Source organism: Methanocella conradii HZ254 (genome assembly GCF_000251105.1).
GTDB classification, from domain to species: Archaea; Halobacteriota; Methanocellia; order Methanocellales; family Methanocellaceae; genus Methanocella; species Methanocella conradii.
The window spans coordinates 1,354,603-1,371,876 of record NC_017034.1 but is presented as its reverse complement, the minus strand read 5'-3'; the positions used below and the strand labels follow the sequence as shown (position 1 = coordinate 1,371,876).

The 17,274-nt window shown below is 41.4% G+C and carries 21 protein-coding genes and 2 pseudogenes; 12 read left to right on the top strand and 11 right to left on the bottom strand.

Features of this window, described 5'->3' with window-relative positions:
* The first annotated feature begins 204 nt into the window (after positions 1-204).
* Entirely contained in the window at positions 205-699 is a 495-nt protein-coding gene (locus tag MTC_RS07185) for a hypothetical protein (RefSeq protein ID WP_237705875.1), read from the top strand.
* Positions 700-717: 18 nt separating this feature from the next.
* Here the strand turns inward: MTC_RS07185 and MTC_RS07180 are convergent, their stop codons facing one another.
* Positions 718-1,521 carry a TRM11 family SAM-dependent methyltransferase gene (locus MTC_RS07180; RefSeq protein ID WP_014406028.1) on the bottom strand — a complete coding sequence of 268 codons (804 nt, stop codon included), beginning with the start codon at positions 1,519-1,521 and terminating at the stop codon, positions 718-720.
* 24 nt (positions 1,522-1,545) lie between these two features.
* Complete coding sequence (locus tag MTC_RS07175) at positions 1,546-2,484, bottom strand: DNA adenine methylase (RefSeq protein ID WP_014406024.1); 939 nt, start codon at positions 2,482-2,484, stop codon at positions 1,546-1,548.
* Between the two features lie 282 nt (positions 2,485-2,766).
* Between MTC_RS07175 and MTC_RS07170 the strand changes: the two genes are divergently transcribed.
* Both MTC_RS07170 and MTC_RS07160 read left to right on the top strand, forming a co-directional pair.
* The gene (locus MTC_RS07170; protein WP_014406023.1) at positions 2,767-3,417 is read left to right on the top strand and encodes a hypothetical protein; all 651 of its coding nucleotides are present in this window, start codon (positions 2,767-2,769) and stop codon (positions 3,415-3,417) included.
* A gap of 517 nt (positions 3,418-3,934) precedes the next feature.
* Entirely contained in the window at positions 3,935-4,360 is a 426-nt protein-coding gene (locus MTC_RS07160; RefSeq protein ID WP_014406021.1) for a hypothetical protein, read from the top strand.
* 158 nt (positions 4,361-4,518) lie between these two features.
* Here the strand turns inward: MTC_RS07160 and MTC_RS07155 are convergent, their stop codons facing one another.
* The 3 genes and pseudogenes from MTC_RS07155 to MTC_RS07150 all read right to left on the bottom strand — a co-directional run bounded on the left by MTC_RS07155 (position 4,519) and on the right by MTC_RS07150 (position 5,557).
* A complete protein-coding gene (locus MTC_RS07155) occupies positions 4,519-4,830 on the bottom strand; it encodes a GxxExxY protein (protein WP_048189147.1) in 312 nt (103 codons plus the stop codon).
* Between the two features lie 5 nt (positions 4,831-4,835).
* Positions 4,836-4,940, bottom strand: a pseudogene (locus tag MTC_RS13805) (RNase III inhibitor); the annotation flags it as partial.
* Between the two features lie 293 nt (positions 4,941-5,233).
* Complete coding sequence (locus tag MTC_RS07150) at positions 5,234-5,557, bottom strand: hypothetical protein (RefSeq protein WP_014406027.1); 324 nt, start codon at positions 5,555-5,557, stop codon at positions 5,234-5,236.
* A 384-nt stretch (positions 5,558-5,941) separates the two neighbouring features.
* Here MTC_RS07150 and MTC_RS07145 point away from each other — a divergent pair, with 384 nt between their 5' ends.
* Entirely contained in the window at positions 5,942-6,436 is a 495-nt protein-coding gene (locus MTC_RS07145) for a hypothetical protein (protein ID WP_237705875.1), read from the top strand.
* Positions 6,437-6,454: 18 nt separating this feature from the next.
* Here the strand turns inward: MTC_RS07145 and MTC_RS07140 are convergent.
* Positions 6,455-7,257 (bottom strand): annotated as a pseudogene (locus MTC_RS07140) (TRM11 family SAM-dependent methyltransferase).
* Between the two features lie 24 nt (positions 7,258-7,281).
* Positions 7,282-8,220, bottom strand: coding sequence for a DNA adenine methylase (locus MTC_RS07135; RefSeq protein ID WP_014406024.1), 939 nt, complete (start codon positions 8,218-8,220; stop codon positions 7,282-7,284).
* Between the two features lie 282 nt (positions 8,221-8,502).
* On the opposite strand from MTC_RS07135, the gene MTC_RS07130 reads away from it, so the two are divergent.
* Positions 8,503-9,153 carry a hypothetical protein gene (locus MTC_RS07130; RefSeq protein ID WP_014406023.1) on the top strand — a complete coding sequence of 217 codons (651 nt, stop codon included), beginning with the start codon at positions 8,503-8,505 and terminating at the stop codon, positions 9,151-9,153.
* Positions 9,154-9,670: 517 nt separating this feature from the next.
* Positions 9,671-10,096, top strand: coding sequence for a hypothetical protein (locus MTC_RS07120; RefSeq protein ID WP_014406021.1), 426 nt, complete (start codon positions 9,671-9,673; stop codon positions 10,094-10,096).
* A 685-nt stretch (positions 10,097-10,781) separates the two neighbouring features.
* Here the strand turns inward: MTC_RS07120 and MTC_RS07110 are convergent.
* Positions 10,782-11,186: a GxxExxY protein gene (locus tag MTC_RS07110; RefSeq protein WP_014406019.1), complete on the bottom strand. Its 405-nt coding sequence runs from the start codon at positions 11,184-11,186 to the stop codon at positions 10,782-10,784.
* 404 nt (positions 11,187-11,590) lie between these two features.
* Positions 11,591-12,058: a hypothetical protein gene (locus MTC_RS07100; protein ID WP_014406017.1), complete on the bottom strand. Its 468-nt coding sequence runs from the start codon at positions 12,056-12,058 to the stop codon at positions 11,591-11,593.
* Between the two features lie 188 nt (positions 12,059-12,246).
* Between MTC_RS07100 and MTC_RS07095 the strand changes: the two genes are divergently transcribed.
* Positions 12,247-13,146 carry a hypothetical protein gene (locus tag MTC_RS07095; protein WP_014406016.1) on the top strand — a complete coding sequence of 300 codons (900 nt, stop codon included), beginning with the start codon at positions 12,247-12,249 and terminating at the stop codon, positions 13,144-13,146.
* Between the two features lie 41 nt (positions 13,147-13,187).
* Here the strand turns inward: MTC_RS07095 and MTC_RS07090 are convergent, their stop codons facing one another.
* On the bottom strand, positions 13,188-13,469 hold the full coding sequence (locus MTC_RS07090) for a hypothetical protein (protein WP_014406015.1): 282 nt from the start codon (positions 13,467-13,469) through the stop codon (positions 13,188-13,190).
* 185 nt (positions 13,470-13,654) lie between these two features.
* Entirely contained in the window at positions 13,655-14,101 is a 447-nt protein-coding gene (locus MTC_RS07085; RefSeq protein WP_237705874.1) for a pyridoxamine 5'-phosphate oxidase family protein, read from the bottom strand.
* A 279-nt stretch (positions 14,102-14,380) separates the two neighbouring features.
* Here MTC_RS07085 and MTC_RS07080 point away from each other — a divergent pair, with 279 nt between their 5' ends.
* The 5 genes from MTC_RS07080 to MTC_RS07060 all read left to right on the top strand — a co-directional run bounded on the left by MTC_RS07080 (position 14,381) and on the right by MTC_RS07060 (position 17,273).
* Complete coding sequence (locus tag MTC_RS07080; protein WP_014406013.1) at positions 14,381-14,863, top strand: 50S ribosomal protein L11; 483 nt, start codon at positions 14,381-14,383, stop codon at positions 14,861-14,863.
* Between the two features lie 57 nt (positions 14,864-14,920).
* A complete protein-coding gene (locus MTC_RS07075) occupies positions 14,921-15,562 on the top strand; it encodes a 50S ribosomal protein L1 (RefSeq protein WP_014406012.1) in 642 nt (213 codons plus the stop codon).
* A complete protein-coding gene (locus MTC_RS07070; RefSeq protein ID WP_014406011.1) occupies positions 15,562-16,479 on the top strand; it encodes a 50S ribosomal protein L10 in 918 nt (305 codons plus the stop codon). Before MTC_RS07075 ends, MTC_RS07070 begins: the two co-directional genes overlap by 1 nt.
* 15 nt (positions 16,480-16,494) lie before the next feature.
* Complete coding sequence (rpl12p, locus tag MTC_RS07065; protein ID WP_014406010.1) at positions 16,495-16,815, top strand: 50S ribosomal protein P1; 321 nt, start codon at positions 16,495-16,497, stop codon at positions 16,813-16,815.
* 182 nt (positions 16,816-16,997) lie between these two features.
* On the top strand, positions 16,998-17,273 hold the full coding sequence (locus MTC_RS07060) for a hypothetical protein (protein ID WP_048189135.1): 276 nt from the start codon (positions 16,998-17,000) through the stop codon (positions 17,271-17,273).
* Position 17,274: the final 1 nt, after the last annotated feature.

The window sequence follows — 17,274 nt, the reverse complement described above, 5'->3', positions numbered from 1 at the left end:
TCAAAATAGTAGAGTATCAAATTGAAGTATAACCAATAGCTATATTATTAAAAAACTACTTACTTTTTTTGGTGTTATAATACGAGGAAAGATGAAGTTATAAAATTAATTGAAAATCTTAAATTTGACGATAAAACTATTATTTGTGAAGACGATGACGGCGCAGAATTATATTTAATACGTCCTTCTAAGATGCCAAAATCCTTGAAAAATGATTATGATTTAGCTAGAAACTTTCAAATCTGGCTAAGCCATAACTATCGAAATTTTAAGCCAAACCACCTTAGAGTATTAATAGACTTAAATTTAAGGGTAAGAGCTAGGCCAGATTTAAAGAATAAGTTATTATTAGCCTTTGATAATATTTTTTATGGCAATGATCCGATAGAAGAGATAAAAGCTCTAGAAAGTGAGCATTTCCCGTATTATCTTAATTCTATTAAGATAATAGCTTCCTTATCTCAATTATTTTTAATTGAGCAAGAATTAAATTATACACAGAATAGCAATTATGATCCCAAAAGCCTATTTTATCAAGGATGGGTTCGACAATTTATCGACAATCCAAAGGAAATAGACAATATGTGTATGAGCGTGGCTAGGTATCAACCTCCAAGGTCTCAATATACGGATAAAGAAAATAAGAAAAGTAGAAAATACCAAGTAAACCTTAAATCACTATGGTATATAGAAAGTTAAAATTTTATAAATAAAATATTAATTTATTTTTCTGCTATATCTTAGTCTACTTAAATTTTCATGTTCACTCGGCTTCCTAAAAACAAATAGGTGCTCATGCATGATTAAATAAATATTTAGCTTTTCAGCCTTTGATTTCCAGTAAGGTGTTGACTCACAGTTATGCTGAGCTTTAATTATGTCTTCTTTAAGGACAAATCCATTATCTAGAAATCTTTCCATAACATAATAGGATAAGGGCACATAATGTTTTGCTCTCCTGGTATCTCCAATTAAAATTGCACAATATGAGTCTTCTTTAAGGACTCTATAAAATTCTTTAATTCCTAACTCTAATTCATCACAAAATTTTTTTAAGCTGGATATATTAGAGAGGTCGCCTTCTATCTTCCCATCCGAATATTTTATTATATTTAAATATGGTGGATGAGTTATAATTAAGTCTATACTACTATCAGGGATTTCCTTTAAATTTCTAACATCGCCTACTTTTACTTTCGGCTCGTAATTTGAATTACACTCGAATCTAAGGTTCTTTATTGTTATATCAACTGCTTTAGGGTTAATATCAAAGCCAATGCCTTTTCTATTTAGTAGTTTTGCTTCAATTAGTGTTGTACCACCGCCGGCCATTGGATCTAAAACGGTATCGCCTTCCTTGGAATATTTTAAAATTAGATTTCTAGCTATCTGCGGTGCAAAGTTACCTCTATAATCAGGCGAATGCGTTGCCCAATTGCCCCGTACTGGAAAAGACCACAGTGTAGTGAACTCGGGTTCAAAGTTGGTTGGAGCCAATGAAATATTACTATTATTTTTCATTCTATTTATAATAACAATCACCCATTAGTAATTAGTTATTATTAATTCTTGTATATAACCTCTTTTATCAGCCTGGCAATTTATCATTCTATTAGCCATTACCCTGTCAATATGATATTCTTTATATAGCTCATCAAAAAATTGATCTTCCGGATTTTCGTTTTTAGGATCCGAGTTACTAAGAATTAGATAAGCACCTTTTTCGTCCATTCTTCTAAAGAATTTGGCTAGCCGTATCTGTTCGTCATCAGTAAATCCATCTTTTGCATAATTTGTGAAACTAGATGTAGCAGTTAATGGGCGATAAGGTGGATCAAGATATACTAAAGTCCCTTTCTTAATATATTTAGAAGATTCTTCAAAGTCTGCACACATAATTGATGTATCTTCAAGCGCTTTACTAACCTCAATTATATTATTTTCATCGCATATTGTCGGATTATTATATCTACCAAATGGAACATTAAATTCGCCTTTGCTATTTTGCCTAAAAAGTCCGTTGTAGCAAGTTTTATTCAAAAAAATTAGTTTAGCTGCTCTATCTGGCCATTTAGCGTTATAGCGCTTAAAATCGAACTCTTTACCTTCTTTATTAAATGATCTTCTGACCTGATAATAAAATTCACTTCTTTCGTCATTTGTCTTTCTAAGATACTCGTTTTCCATATCTTTTAAAATTTGTATTACCTTTTTATTATTTCTTTTTATTGCTATATAGCTAACAATCAATTCAGGGTTTATATCTAACAAGTAAGCGCTTTTTACATCATATTTCTTTTTTAGGTAGAAGAACAAGGCGCCACCACCGACGAAAGGCTCAACATAGTTTTCGATAGCGCCCTCTTCAATGAGCTTTTCAGGCAACCGTTTATCAAGCTCTTCGAGTAATTGCGTTTTACCTCCAGCCCATTTCAGAAAAGGCTTTGCATTGACTATTTTTTTATTTGATAGCGTTAATTGCATATTCAATGTCCATCACATCATTGATGTGATATTAATTTTTCTGGATAAGCCTCTAGTAACCACAGATACAACACATCTTATAAGGTACTGGAGATAAAAATGTGATGGCTTTTCTTCAAATTGAGACAATATCCATTTATTTTAAATATGTAACAATTTTTTAAGTTATAAGATAACTTTATATATCATGTATCTATTAATACAATTTGTACGAACTGTCCGGAGATGAAAATGACAGTTCACGAAAATTAGGCATAATATGCCGACTGATGGAGGAACATTATGGAAGCAAGTAGCGATATGCCGGCATCCACGCCGGAAAAAAAGAAGGGAAAATTCCTTAAAACCGCGATCCTCGGAATAGCAGGCGTCTTCATAATCCTGCTAGTAATCGTGATTGGAGGAAGTTGCTGTGCAATCTTCACGTTTGGGATAATAGGCTCATCCGATAATAGTAGTAATGATAATAGCGTTCCTGTCGTGAGCTATCCCACAAGCGCACCCACAATTAAACCAACCGAGACGCTTAAACCTACGGCCACGCCAAAGCCATTAAGCGGCTACGACCTGTATAGCACGTGGGATGTGGAACAGATCAAAGCAAATGCACAAAAAGTCGATTGGGAAGATTTCATGAGAAATACTGATGACTATAAGGGCAAGTTAATAATGATACATGGAAATGTGGTGAGTGCCGTTAAAGTTGGCAATCATTACTCGTATGATGTAAATATTAATCCGAACCTGATGAGCGATACTCCGCTAAGCGCCCATACTAATAATTATAACCCGCAATTTATCTCATTTGACTATGGGGCTAAACTTATCGAGGGAGACATTATTGACCTGTATGGAGTTTACGAAGGGGAGACGGACTTTCTCACACAATATCCAATAATTAAAGGCGTATACGTCGTATATTATACGAAGTAGAAAATATGCGGACTAGATACATTATTTTAATTTTTATCTTTTTAGCAGCGTCTCTCCGTAGATACAGTATATAGCCGTATAATATAACAATAAATTATGTCATGAGTTAATTTTATATACTATAAGCTACCTTTATTTATTGTGCATGCGCATACCAGCATATCCTCAATAATGCGCCTGTACAATTGGGGGCTATAACCCATCCCTGCCCAGGGCACCCATCGCTCCCAGTTTTTGCCATAAATATCGGTGCCCGGGCAGGGATGGCAGGCTTAACGATTACAAATAAAAGGATAAAATACAAGATAAAAATATACCACACAACAAATTTTATAAACACGAACTTTCTATTATTGTACATCAACCGCCAGGAGAGATATAATATGGCTAGACCATGTACGATCGATATAGAAACTACAGACCTCGACAACCTCGAAAACGCGCCAAACCCCGGAGAAGTATGCAAGATTAGTGCTTACACCCCTCCGATAAGCTATACAGTAGGTGAGGCCCTGACATGTCAACATTAGAAAAGGCAATAGCATTGGCCGCCTGCGCACACGCAGGGCAAAAAGACAAGGCGGGAGCACCCTATATACTCCACCCAATAAGGGTAATGTCATCCGTAGAAACAGAAACCGAGAAAATCGTGGCCATACTCCACGACGTCGTAGAAGACACGCCCGTAGACCTCCCGATGCTCGAAAAGCTAGGGTTCTCGAAAGAGGTCCTGGACGCCCTCGGCTGCCTGACACGCAAGACCTGCGAGCCTTACGAAGACTTCATCTTACGCGTTAAAGAGAATCCCATCGCTGTCAAGGTCAAGCTGGCAGACCTTAACGACAACCTGGACTTGAAGCGCTACAAGGACCCGTCCATGGTTAACATGGATCGGCTTAAGCGCTATATGCGGGCAAAGGCCATTCTATCCAGTGGTTCATAAAGCCTGAATATGGTGTGTTAATTTTGCCGAAACGATTTGGCGAAGGTTTCACCACAAAGTACGCATGGTGATGTTTGTTTTACCACAGAGGCCACAAAGGTATCATGTTTTTTACCACAGAGGTTCACAGAGGCCACAGAGGATTCTTTTTAGTTATTTTAGTGAGCGATCCTTTTTATTCCATCTTTTAAATGACATGAGTTAAAGTTTATCAATAATCCTATTCTGTAACCTGTCAGTTTTAGGTACGTTAATACTTGGGCTTCGTGTAGTGGTAATAGTTCATCTACCGCTTTTATCTCGATGATTATGCAGTTGTCTACTATTAGATCCATTCTTAGTCCTGCGTCCATTTGTATGCCTTTGTAAATTACGGGTAGTTTGACCTGTTTTTCTACCAGGTGGCCCCTGTTCCTTAATTCGTAGGCCAGGCATGTCTCGTATATGCTTTCGAGTAGGCCTGGACCGATTGCTCGCCGCCACCTAACAAAGTGGGATTGGCCGCATTCACAATGGCGTCAACGCGTTGTTTGGTGATGTCGCCAAGGATGATGGAGAAGGATTTATCTTCAAAGATCATAAAACAATATAAAGTGGGAATTTTAATTAAAATTTTTCTTCGATAAAATTCTTAGCATCATTTAGTCTCTAGACGCTAGCACAGATTAGAACCTATTTTTGAATAGTGTTTTCAAATGGCATAAAGTCAAAATTGCTTTTTCATTTTAGACGACATTACCAGATTTACTATTTTTATTTCAAGCTCATACATGGTTTATATTATTTTTCTTATAATTCAGGAGATCATAATGATTAACTAAAAGTAAACTATAATATTTATAATATCTTTTAATTTTATTTAATTAATTCATATTATGATTCTACAGAATTTTCAAGGCCAAATCTCTCATTTGTTATTCGTATAACCTCTTTAAGGCTCCCGCTTGCTATTATAGTTATTGGCATTTTTCCTGGTCCTGCCTCGCGGAAATAAGCTTCAAACTCTCCTTTCTTTGTCCTTGATTGCCTTACACTAATTCGGCCATATATGCCTTCAGCCCACCTATAACTTGTTATTAAGTCAACTTCATCGCCGCGCTTCCAATTTTTTTCGCTAAGCACACACTTATTGACGCTAAGTGTGCATAAGAAGTACTCCTTTCCTTTACTATTTTTCATCACTTTTATAAACGCCATTTTATACCTCACTATTTATTTAGATATTTCTTATGCTACAATACTTTAATACTTATTAATAGTAAATATAGTTAACTAATAGCTGACTGAAAATAAATCAAGACCATTTATATAGGTATCATTTTAGTATAAAGAGAATTCTTGAATTTTTATCTTATCTTTAAATTGAAAGTGAAGTAATCAAAATAGTAGAGTATCAAATTGAAGTATAACCAATAGCTATATTATTAAAAAACTACTTACTTTTTTTGGTGTTATAATACGAGGAAAGATGAAGTTATAAAATTAATTGAAAATCTTAAATTTGACGATAAAACTATTATTTGTGAAGACGATGACGGCGCAGAATTATATTTAATACGTCCTTCTAAGATGCCAAAATCCTTGAAAAATGATTATGATTTAGCTAGAAACTTTCAAATCTGGCTAAGCCATAACTATCGAAATTTTAAGCCAAACCACCTTAGAGTATTAATAGACTTAAATTTAAGGGTAAGAGCTAGGCCAGATTTAAAGAATAAGTTATTATTAGCCTTTGATAATATTTTTTATGGCAATGATCCGATAGAAGAGATAAAAGCTCTAGAAAGTGAGCATTTCCCGTATTATCTTAATTCTATTAAGATAATAGCTTCCTTATCTCAATTATTTTTAATTGAGCAAGAATTAAATTATACACAGAATAGCAATTATGATCCCAAAAGCCTATTTTATCAAGGATGGGTTCGACAATTTATCGACAATCCAAAGGAAATAGACAATATGTGTATGAGCGTGGCTAGGTATCAACCTCCAAGGTCTCAATATACGGATAAAGAAAATAAGAAAAGTAGAAAATACCAAGTAAACCTTAAATCACTATGGTATATAGAAAGTTAAAATTTTATAAATAAAATATTAATTTATTTTTCTGCTATATCTTAGTCTACTTAAATTTTCATGTTCACTCGGCTTCCTAAAAACAAATGGTGCTCATGCATGATTAAATAAATATTTAGCTTTTCAGCCTTTGATTTCCAGTAAGGTGTTGACTCACAGTTATGCTGAGCTTTAATTATGTCTTCTTTAAGGACAAATCCATTATCTAGAAATCTTTCCATAACATAATAGGATAAGGGCACATAATGTTTTGCTCTCCTGGTATCTCCAATTAAAATTGCACAATATGAGTCTTCTTTAAGGACTCTATAAAATTCTTTAATTCCTAACTCTAATTCATCACAAAATTTTTTTAAGCTGGATATATTAGAGAGGTCGCCTTCTATCTTCCCATCCGAATATTTTATTATATTTAAATATGGTGGATGAGTTATAATTAAGTCTATACTACTATCAGGGATTTCCTTTAAATTTCTAACATCGCCTACTTTTACTTTCGGCTCGTAATTTGAATTACACTCGAATCTAAGGTTCTTTATTGTTATATCAACTGCTTTAGGGTTAATATCAAAGCCAATGCCTTTTCTATTTAGTAGTTTTGCTTCAATTAGTGTTGTACCACCGCCGGCCATTGGATCTAAAACGGTATCGCCTTCCTTGGAATATTTTAAAATTAGATTTCTAGCTATCTGCGGTGCAAAGTTACCTCTATAATCAGGCGAATGCGTTGCCCAATTGCCCCGTACTGGAAAAGACCACAGTGTAGTGAACTCGGGTTCAAAGTTGGTTGGAGCCAATGAAATATTACTATTATTTTTCATTCTATTTATAATAACAATCACCCATTAGTAATTAGTTATTATTAATTCTTGTATATAACCTCTTTTATCAGCCTGGCAATTTATCATTCTATTAGCCATTACCCTGTCAATATGATATTCTTTATATAGCTCATCAAAAAATTGATCTTCCGGATTTTCGTTTTTAGGATCCGAGTTACTAAGAATTAGATAAGCACCTTTTTCGTCCATTCTTCTAAAGAATTTGGCTAGCCGTATCTGTTCGTCATCAGTAAATCCATCTTTTGCATAATTTGTGAAACTAGATGTAGCAGTTAATGGGCGATAAGGTGGATCAAGATATACTAAAGTCCCTTTCTTAATATATTTAGAAGATTCTTCAAAGTCTGCACACATAATTGATGTATCTTCAAGCGCTTTACTAACCTCAATTATATTATTTTCATCGCATATTGTCGGATTATTATATCTACCAAATGGAACATTAAATTCGCCTTTGCTATTTTGCCTAAAAAGTCCGTTGTAGCAAGTTTTATTCAAAAAAATTAGTTTAGCTGCTCTATCTGGCCATTTAGCGTTATAGCGCTTAAAATCGAACTCTTTACCTTCTTTATTAAATGATCTTCTGACCTGATAATAAAATTCACTTCTTTCGTCATTTGTCTTTCTAAGATACTCGTTTTCCATATCTTTTAAAATTTGTATTACCTTTTTATTATTTCTTTTTATTGCTATATAGCTAACAATCAATTCAGGGTTTATATCTAACAAGTAAGCGCTTTTTACATCATATTTCTTTTTTAGGTAGAAGAACAAGGCGCCACCACCGACGAAAGGCTCAACATAGTTTTCGATAGCGCCCTCTTCAATGAGCTTTTCAGGCAACCGTTTATCAAGCTCTTCGAGTAATTGCGTTTTACCTCCAGCCCATTTCAGAAAAGGCTTTGCATTGACTATTTTTTTATTTGATAGCGTTAATTGCATATTCAATGTCCATCACATCATTGATGTGATATTAATTTTTCTGGATAAGCCTCTAGTAACCACAGATACAACACATCTTATAAGGTACTGGAGATAAAAATGTGATGGCTTTTCTTCAAATTGAGACAATATCCATTTATTTTAAATATGTAACAATTTTTTAAGTTATAAGATAACTTTATATATCATGTATCTATTAATACAATTTGTACGAACTGTCCGGAGATGAAAATGACAGTTCACGAAAATTAGGCATAATATGCCGACTGATGGAGGAACATTATGGAAGCAAGTAGCGATATGCCGGCATCCACGCCGGAAAAAAAGAAGGGAAAATTCCTTAAAACCGCGATCCTCGGAATAGCAGGCGTCTTCATAATCCTGCTAGTAATCGTGATTGGAGGAAGTTGCTGTGCAATCTTCACGTTTGGGATAATAGGCTCATCCGATAATAGTAGTAATGATAATAGCGTTCCTGTCGTGAGCTATCCCACAAGCGCACCCACAATTAAACCAACCGAGACGCTTAAACCTACGGCCACGCCAAAGCCATTAAGCGGCTACGACCTGTATAGCACGTGGGATGTGGAACAGATCAAAGCAAATGCACAAAAAGTCGATTGGGAAGATTTCATGAGAAATACTGATGACTATAAGGGCAAGTTAATAATGATACATGGAAATGTGGTGAGTGCCGTTAAAGTTGGCAATCATTACTCGTATGATGTAAATATTAATCCGAACCTGATGAGCGATACTCCGCTAAGCGCCCATACTAATAATTATAACCCGCAATTTATCTCATTTGACTATGGGGCTAAACTTATCGAGGGAGACATTATTGACCTGTATGGAGTTTACGAAGGGGAGACGGACTTTCTCACACAATATCCAATAATTAAAGGCGTATACGTCGTATATTATACGAAGTAGAAAATATGCGGACTAGATACATTATTTTAATTTTTATCTTTTTAGCAGCGTCTCTCCGTAGATACAGTATATAGCCGTATAATATAACAATAAATTATGTCATGAGTTAATTTTATATACTATAAGCTACCTTTATTTATTGTGCATGCGCATACCAGCATATCCTCAATAATGCGCCTGTACAATTGGGGGCTATAACCCATCCCTGCCCAGGGCACCCATCGCTCCCAGTTTTTGCCATAAATATCGGTGCCCGGGCAGGGATGGCAGGCTTAACGATTACAAATAAAAGGATAAAATACAAGATAAAAATATACCACACAACAAATTTTATAAACACGAACTTTCTATTATTGTACATCAACCGCCAGGAGAGATATAATATGGCTAGACCATGTACGATCGATATAGAAACTACAGACCTCGACAACCTCGAAAACGCGCCAAACCCCGGAGAAGTATGCAAGATTAGTGCTTACACCCCTCCGATAAGCTATACAGTAGGTGAGGCCCTGACATGTCAACATTAGAAAAGGCAATAGCATTGGCCGCCTGCGCACACGCAGGGCAAAAAGACAAGGCGGGAGCACCCTATATACTCCACCCAATAAGGGTAATGTCATCCGTAGAAACAGAAACCGAGAAAATCGTGGCCATACTCCACGACGTCGTAGAAGACACGCCCGTAGACCTCCCGATGCTCGAAAAGCTAGGGTTCTCGAAAGAGGTCCTGGACGCCCTCGGCTGCCTGACACGCAAGACCTGCGAGCCTTACGAAGACTTCATCTTACGCGTTAAAGAGAATCCCATCGCTGTCAAGGTCAAGCTGGCAGACCTTAACGACAACCTGGACTTGAAGCGCTACAAGGACCCGTCCATGGTTAACATGGATCGGCTTAAGCGCTATATGCGGGCAAAGGCCATTCTATCCAGTGGTTCATAAAGCCTGAATATGGTGTGTTAATTTTGCCGAAACGATTTGGCGAAGGTTTCACCACAAAGTACGCATGGTGATGTTTGTTTTACCACAGAGGCCACAAAGGTATCATGTTTTTTACCACAGAGGTTCACAGAGGCCACAGAGGATTCTTTTTATTTTTACCATAGAGGCCACGAAGGTATCATGTTTTTTTTACCACAGAGGTTCACAGAGGCCACAGAGGATTCTTTTTATTTTTACCATAGAGGCCACGAAGGTATCATGTTTTTTTTACCACAGAGGTTCACAGAGGCCACAGAGGATTCTTTTTATTTTTACCATAGAGGCCACGAAGGTATCATGTTTTTTTTACCACAGAGGTTCACAGAGGCCACAGAGGATTCTTTTTATTTTTACCATAGAGGCCACGAAGGTATCATGTTTTTTTTACCACAGAGGTTCACAGAGGCCACAGAGGATTCTTTTTATTTTTACCATAGAGGCCACGAAGGTATCATGTTTTTTTTACCACAGAGGTTCACAGAGGCCACAGAGGATTCTTTTTAGTTATTTTAGTGAGCGATCCTTTTTATTCCATCTTTTAAATGTCACCACAGAGGCCACAAAGGTATCATGTTTTTTACCACAGAGGCTCACAGAGGCCACAGAGGATTCTTTTTAGTTATTTTAGTGAGCGATCCTAGTTATTTTAGTGAGCGATCCTTTTTATTCCATCTTTTAAATGACATGAGTTAAAGTTTATCAATAATCCTATTCTGTAACCTGTCAGTTTTAGGTACGTTAATACTTGGGCTTCGTGTAGTGGTAATAGTTCATCTACCGCTTTTATCTCGATGATTATGCAGTTGTCTACTATTAGATCCATTCTTAGTCCTGCGTCCATTTGTATGCCTTTGTAAATTACGGGTAGTTTGACCTGTTTTTCTACCAGGTGGCCCCTGTTCCTTAATTCGTAGGCCAGGCATGTCTCGTATATGCTTTCGAGTAGGCCTGGACCGATTGCTGTGTGTACTTCATACGCTGCGTTGAGTACTGATTGTGTGATTTTGTTAACATGCTCGGGTATAGGTTCCTTCTTAGTTGATTGACTCATGCATGTCATTGAGCGCATTAAATTATTTATACTTATTTGCATTATAGTGTAATTAATGATTAATTTAATGACTATGCGGTTACTAGGGCCGCTTTCAAAGGATGGTCTCCGTGGCTACCTCTTGTATTCTTTGTGGCCTCTATGGTAAAAATAAAAAGAATCCTCTGTGGCCTCTGTGAACATCTGTGGTAAAAAAACATGATATCATCGTGGCCTCTATGGTAAAAATAAAAAGAATCCTCTGTGGCCGCTGTGAACCTCTGTGGTAAAAAAAACATGATACCCTCGTGGCCTCTATGGTAAACATAAAAAGAATCATCTGTGGCCTCTGTGAACCGCTGTGGTAAAAAAAACATGATACCTTCGTGGCCTCTATGGTAAAAATGGCGTTTAAGAGGCACCTGTTATGCCATAAGCATTGCGGTGTAAGGCAACAACACCTGTACGTCATTGATCTGGGCCTGCTCAGCCACGCGCTGACCGTAGTGAGTCGTGGTTACGCCCTGCTCGAAGAGTGGTACGCCCCACGAACCGCCATTAAAGCCAGCGCCATTAGCGGCATCCACGGTCAAGTCCAGAAAATAGCCAAGGTCACCCTGTGTTACGGAGCCAAGGCCACCATAGCCATACGGATAGCCGGCGAGAGCGTTAAGGTCATAGTTTACGCCCCAGGTGACGCCGAGATTCAATCCGGCCAGGCCAAAGGCGGTGTCCCCTATGCCGATGTTCTTTCCCAGGTTAAAGTTAATGGTATCGCCAAACTGCTTATTAAGGTTGATGCCCGCCCCTATGAACGCGTCACAGGCGAAAGAGGCGGTGGGCAAGGCGACGACGGCAAGCGCCAGGAAGATGATCGCAATCGTCCTCTCCATGATTCCCCTCCAAATAAGCATTGATGGCTGCGTACACTAATATATTGTGGATAATATATACAAATTATTGGCTTTATTGCCTCTTTTTTAGCTTACTATAAGGCCCATATTTTCGCAAAAAATTTGGAATCATTATATAATTATATAATTAATATGTTATTTGTCGTATATTAAGGGATTGAAATGTTATGGGAGTGATGTCAATTTCTAGGCTGGTGCTCGCCTTTCTTATACTGGCGGCATTTATGGCAGCAATCGCTAGCTCTTCACAGGCACAGCAAATACTATCCGGCTCACCGGGCGATACGATCACCTACAAGGGGGAAGGCCCTGCAAATTCAGACGTGACGCTAGAGGTCTCGGCCAGCACGACTATCGGGGTAAGCGGAGGCAGCTACAGCAGCAGCCTAAATGGCGTGAGCATACCATCAGGCTCGAACAGCTTTAGGATTTTAGTATCGCCAGTCCAGACCATGTACGTATCAGGGGGCCCATCCTGGCTGGGCGCTGCGGTGACCAGGGAGGGAAGCGTATCGGGGACGGCCGGCTCATATTCGATAAATAATGTGCCGGCGGGCAGGTACAGCATCCGCGTGTATGGCACGCCGGCGAGCGGGGCGTCCAGCGTGACCATGACCGTCACGGCATCGGGGCCACAGCATGTGGGACCAGACGGCCGTTATACGGCCAGCATAAGCACCTCAGGATTGCCCGCCGCAGTGTATACCGTGAGGCAGAGCGGGCAAGAGGTCGCGAGAGTATACCTAGGAGTGCCGGCGCCCCCGACTCCGACGCCAACTCCGACGCCTACGCCCACCGCTGCCGCGACGACAAACGTCACTCCCGCTCCAGGCGACACTACAATACACATGGAGTCTGCCACTCCACAGGGAAGCCCGATGGGAAGCCAGGCCTCCGCTAGCACGATCCCGTCCCCGACAGAGAAGATAAGCCACGATATTACAAATGAGAAGGTTACCACCGAAAGTAAAGGGCTGGACCTGGCCATGATGGCCGCCACGGGTGTCGCATTTCTGGCAATCCTTGGGGGCGCCTACCTGATGCTTAACGGAAAGAGTAAACGCTGAAAGGCGGACTGATGCCCCTCATCTTTGCCAGATAATGGGTCTCACAAGAAGGCTGTGCAGCCGTCTCCCATACTACTTTGTTCTACTGATAATGTGCGGCTGATTATCTGCCACCTGCCATCCTTATAGATGAGAGACACCTGGCTATTTATTGGGTGCTCCATCTGGATGAACTTCTGCTGCCGATAATCGATGGGCACGTTCAGGACCCTGGAATCCACCTCTACTCGGGCGAAGACCTCCGTCGAAAAGGGGTTCCAGCGCTTCGTAAATCCGACAAGTTTCCCGGCTATGACATGGTTTACGGATTTAGCCTCGCTCATCTCGCGCCTCCTTTTGAAGATGCTGCTTTTTACTAAATCTATTATAGTATAAGCGATAATAAAGATTACGATAAAATGTGAAAATTAGTAAAAATTTGACGATTTTCGATAATATTTTGTGGAAATTGGGTTTCACGAAATAAAATTTTCCGTCTAAGGCTATTTGTTATATGAGTTTTGTCTTGCTAGTGTGCCTTTTTGCCGGTCATCTCTTTTACGTCGAGCTTGAGGAGCCTTAATGGTATGTTTGAAGCCGATAGGTAGTCGATGCCCTTTTTGCCCCATGGTATCCTGAGGAGCGCTTTTATGCCCGCCCTCTCGTGCACGGCCGAGGCCATCGCCACGTTTATCGTGTTGCGCTCGTCCGGGTTGTCGACGGGTACCAGCCTGCCCTTCAGTATGACGCTCTTATAGTCAGTCATCGTATCGTTACACCAGTCTACCTCGACGGTCACGTTCGGGTTTTTATTGAGAAGCTCCATCTTCTTGCCAGTCGTCGTGAAGTGGAAGTACATGACATCCCCGAAATAATAATACTCCATGGGTAGCGTATAGGGATAAGGCTCGTCATGGAACGATATTCGGCATAATATTTGGCTTTTGAGGAGCTCGTCCATTTCTCTGTGTGACATGTCTGGCAGATCGAACCTTTTGACTTCATATTCCTTCGGGAGCGGCTCTTGCATGGTGAACACAATTAGTCATATTAGGTCGTATGGATAAAACCGGTTGGCAAAAAAAGTCAGGTTATACGATAAATAGAGAAAAGATTTGCTAACAAAAAGATTCGAAACAAAATTTTCAATAGGCTCTTTATCACATGCCAGCAATACTATTTATTGACCTTAACATTTATATACCCCAAACACCCTAAAGACACCTACATTCTCTAAACAAGGAGAACGCGAACCATGGCAGATGTAGTTGAAGTACTGGTTCCCGGAGGCAAGGCGAACCCCGGCCCACCGCTAGGGCCATCGCTGGGTCCCCTGGGAATCAACATAAAAAAAGTGGTCGACGAGATCAACAAGAAGACCGCCGAGTACAATGGGATGACCGTGCCGGTCAAGATCAGAGTCGACGCCAACAAGAACTTCACGGTTGAAGTTGGCACGCCACCGACATCTGCGTTAATCCTCGCCGAGATAGGGGCCGAAAAGGGCTCCGGCACGCCCAACGCGAACTTCGTGGGCAACCTGACAATGGACCAGGTTGTAAAAATCGTCAAGCGCAAAGGCAATGCCTTCCTCTCGTACACCATGAAAAACGCGGCGAAGGAAGTCATAGGCACATGCGTATCATTGGGCGTCACAATAGAGGGCAAGAAAGCCAAAGAGATATACGCAGACATCAATGCGGGAAAATACGACGATAAACTAGCGGGGACTCTCTAACTATTTTATCCGTCGTAGGAGACCGTGATTGGTCGGGGACTACGGAGGAATGATTGAATGGCAAGAAAAGAAACGGTTGAAGCGGTCAAAAAGGCGTTGGCCGAAAAGCCGAAGCGGAACTTCGTCGAAAGCGTTGACCTTGCCATAAACCTTAAGAACATAGACCTGAGCCAGCCCAAAAACAGGGTGGACGAAGAGATCATCCTGCCGAATGGCCTGGGCAAGCCGGTGAAGATAGCCGTGTTCGCCAAGGGCGACGTGGCCATCAACGCAGAAAAGGCCGGCGCAGACTATGTCTTCCCGCCCGAGGAGATAGATAAGCTCGGCGCGGACAAGGTGCGGGCCAAGAAGCTCGCCAAAGAGGTCAACTTCTTCATAGCCGAAACCGCTTATATGCCTTTAATTGGTAAAAAGCTTGGCCAGGTGCTTGGCCCGCGCGGCAAGATGCCGACGCCGCTGCCGCCGCAGGCAGACGTGACCGCGATGGTCACCAGGCTCAAGAAGGCCATAAAGGTGCGCTCTAAGGACAGGAGGACTTTCCATGCGACCATCGGGGTGGAAACCATGCCGCCCGAGCAGATCGCAGAGAACATCGACGCAATCCTGGCCCGCATAGAGGGCAAGCTGGAGAAGGGCAGGCAAAACATCGGCTCCGTCTACGTTAAGACGACTATGGGGCCGGCAGTGAAGGTGATGTGATGCTCGAAGCTAAACGGGTACACCACAGCACGCATATCCCCCAGTGGAAGAAGGACGCCATCAAGGAGATAGTGGATAACGTCCACTCCCACAAGGTCACGGGGATTGTAGACGTCAGGGGAGTCCCGGCCGATGCCTTGCAGAAGATGAGGCAAAAGCTGAGGGGCACTGTGAAGATGAAGATGGTCAGGAATACCCTGACTACGATAGCCCTGGAATCGCTGCCGGCGGAGGAGAAGGCCCGCGAGCTATCCAGGTATGTGGATGGCCAGATTGTGCTGGTCTATACGAATGCTAATCCCTTCAAGCTGTACAAGCTTCTCGAGGCGACCAAGACGAAGGCCCCGGCGAAGGGCGGAGACATCGCCACTGCCGATGTGTCAGTGACCAAGGGCCCGACCTCGTTCAAGCCTGGCCCTATAGTGGGCGAGATGCAGCAGGCGGGAATACCCGCGGGCATCGAGGGCGGCAAGGTCGTCATCAAGGAAAATAAGGTCGTCATCAGGAAGGGAGAGAAGTTCTCGCCAAAGCTGGCGGAGCTTCTCGGAAGGCTCGAGATCTTCCCCATGGAGATAGGCCTGAACCTGAAGGCTGTCGTCGAGGGCCACACCCTTTACGTGCCATCTGACCTATCGATTGATGAGGACCGGTTGAGGGACATGTTCACAAAGGCCGCGGGCCATGCGTTCAACCTGAGCATGGAGGCGGGCATCGCAACGAAGGACACCATCGTGCCGCTCATCCAGAAGGCGGTCATGGAGTCCAAGGCGCTGGCCGTTAACGCGCCCATCTTCGAGAAAGACGTGATGGACATGATCCTCTCAAAGGCGGAGGCAGAGATGCTCTCCGTGGCAAAGCAGGCGAAGGCGAAGAACGCCGATGCGCTAGATGAGGAATTAAAGTCAAAAGTAGGATAACATGAGGTGTTTTAAATGGAATACGTATACGCAGCTTTACTGTTACACAAGGCTGGAAAGCCTGTGGATGAGAACGGCGTCAGCTCCGTCCTTAAGGCGGCCGGCGTCGAGGTGAATGAGGCCCGCGTGAAGGCGCTGGTCGCTGCCCTCGAGGGCATCAACATCGACGAGGCCATAAGCAAGGCGGCGTTTGCCGCGGCTCCGGCTGCGGCCCCGGCGGCAGCCCCGGCAGCGGGCGCACCCGCGGCGGCTGAGGCCAAGCCCAAGGAAGAGGAGAAGAAGAAGGAAGAGGAAGAGGCCACCGGTATGGAGGGCCTCTCTGCGCTGTTCGGCTAAAATTAAGGCCGAACTCTCCTTTCTTTTTTAAAAGTGTATTAAACGTTCTTGGGATGCTCTATTCATATGCGCCATCATTTGCCATAAATCTTATAGATTATATTTTTATTAAATTAATATATTTACTTATGTGTGATGAATGCCATAAGCCTAAATACTTTTAGTGTATACTTTTTTTATGCATGCTAACGAAGAGCCAAAAATTAGTATACATATTCGGAGGCTGGGTAATGGCCATGCTAACGCTACTGGCCCTTTTCAATAGCACAAGCTATGAATACTTCTTCGTGCTATGCCTCATAGGCTTTTTAATAATAGTGGAGCTGTCCGGCCCTTTTACGGTAAGGCCGGCCTGGCGCTCCAGGGTAAACATCGTGATAATGATCGGCGTTATCATTTTTTTCTTGATAGTCATGAAAAAGGTGCTCGACGTACTTAATATTTCGATGGTGATATGAT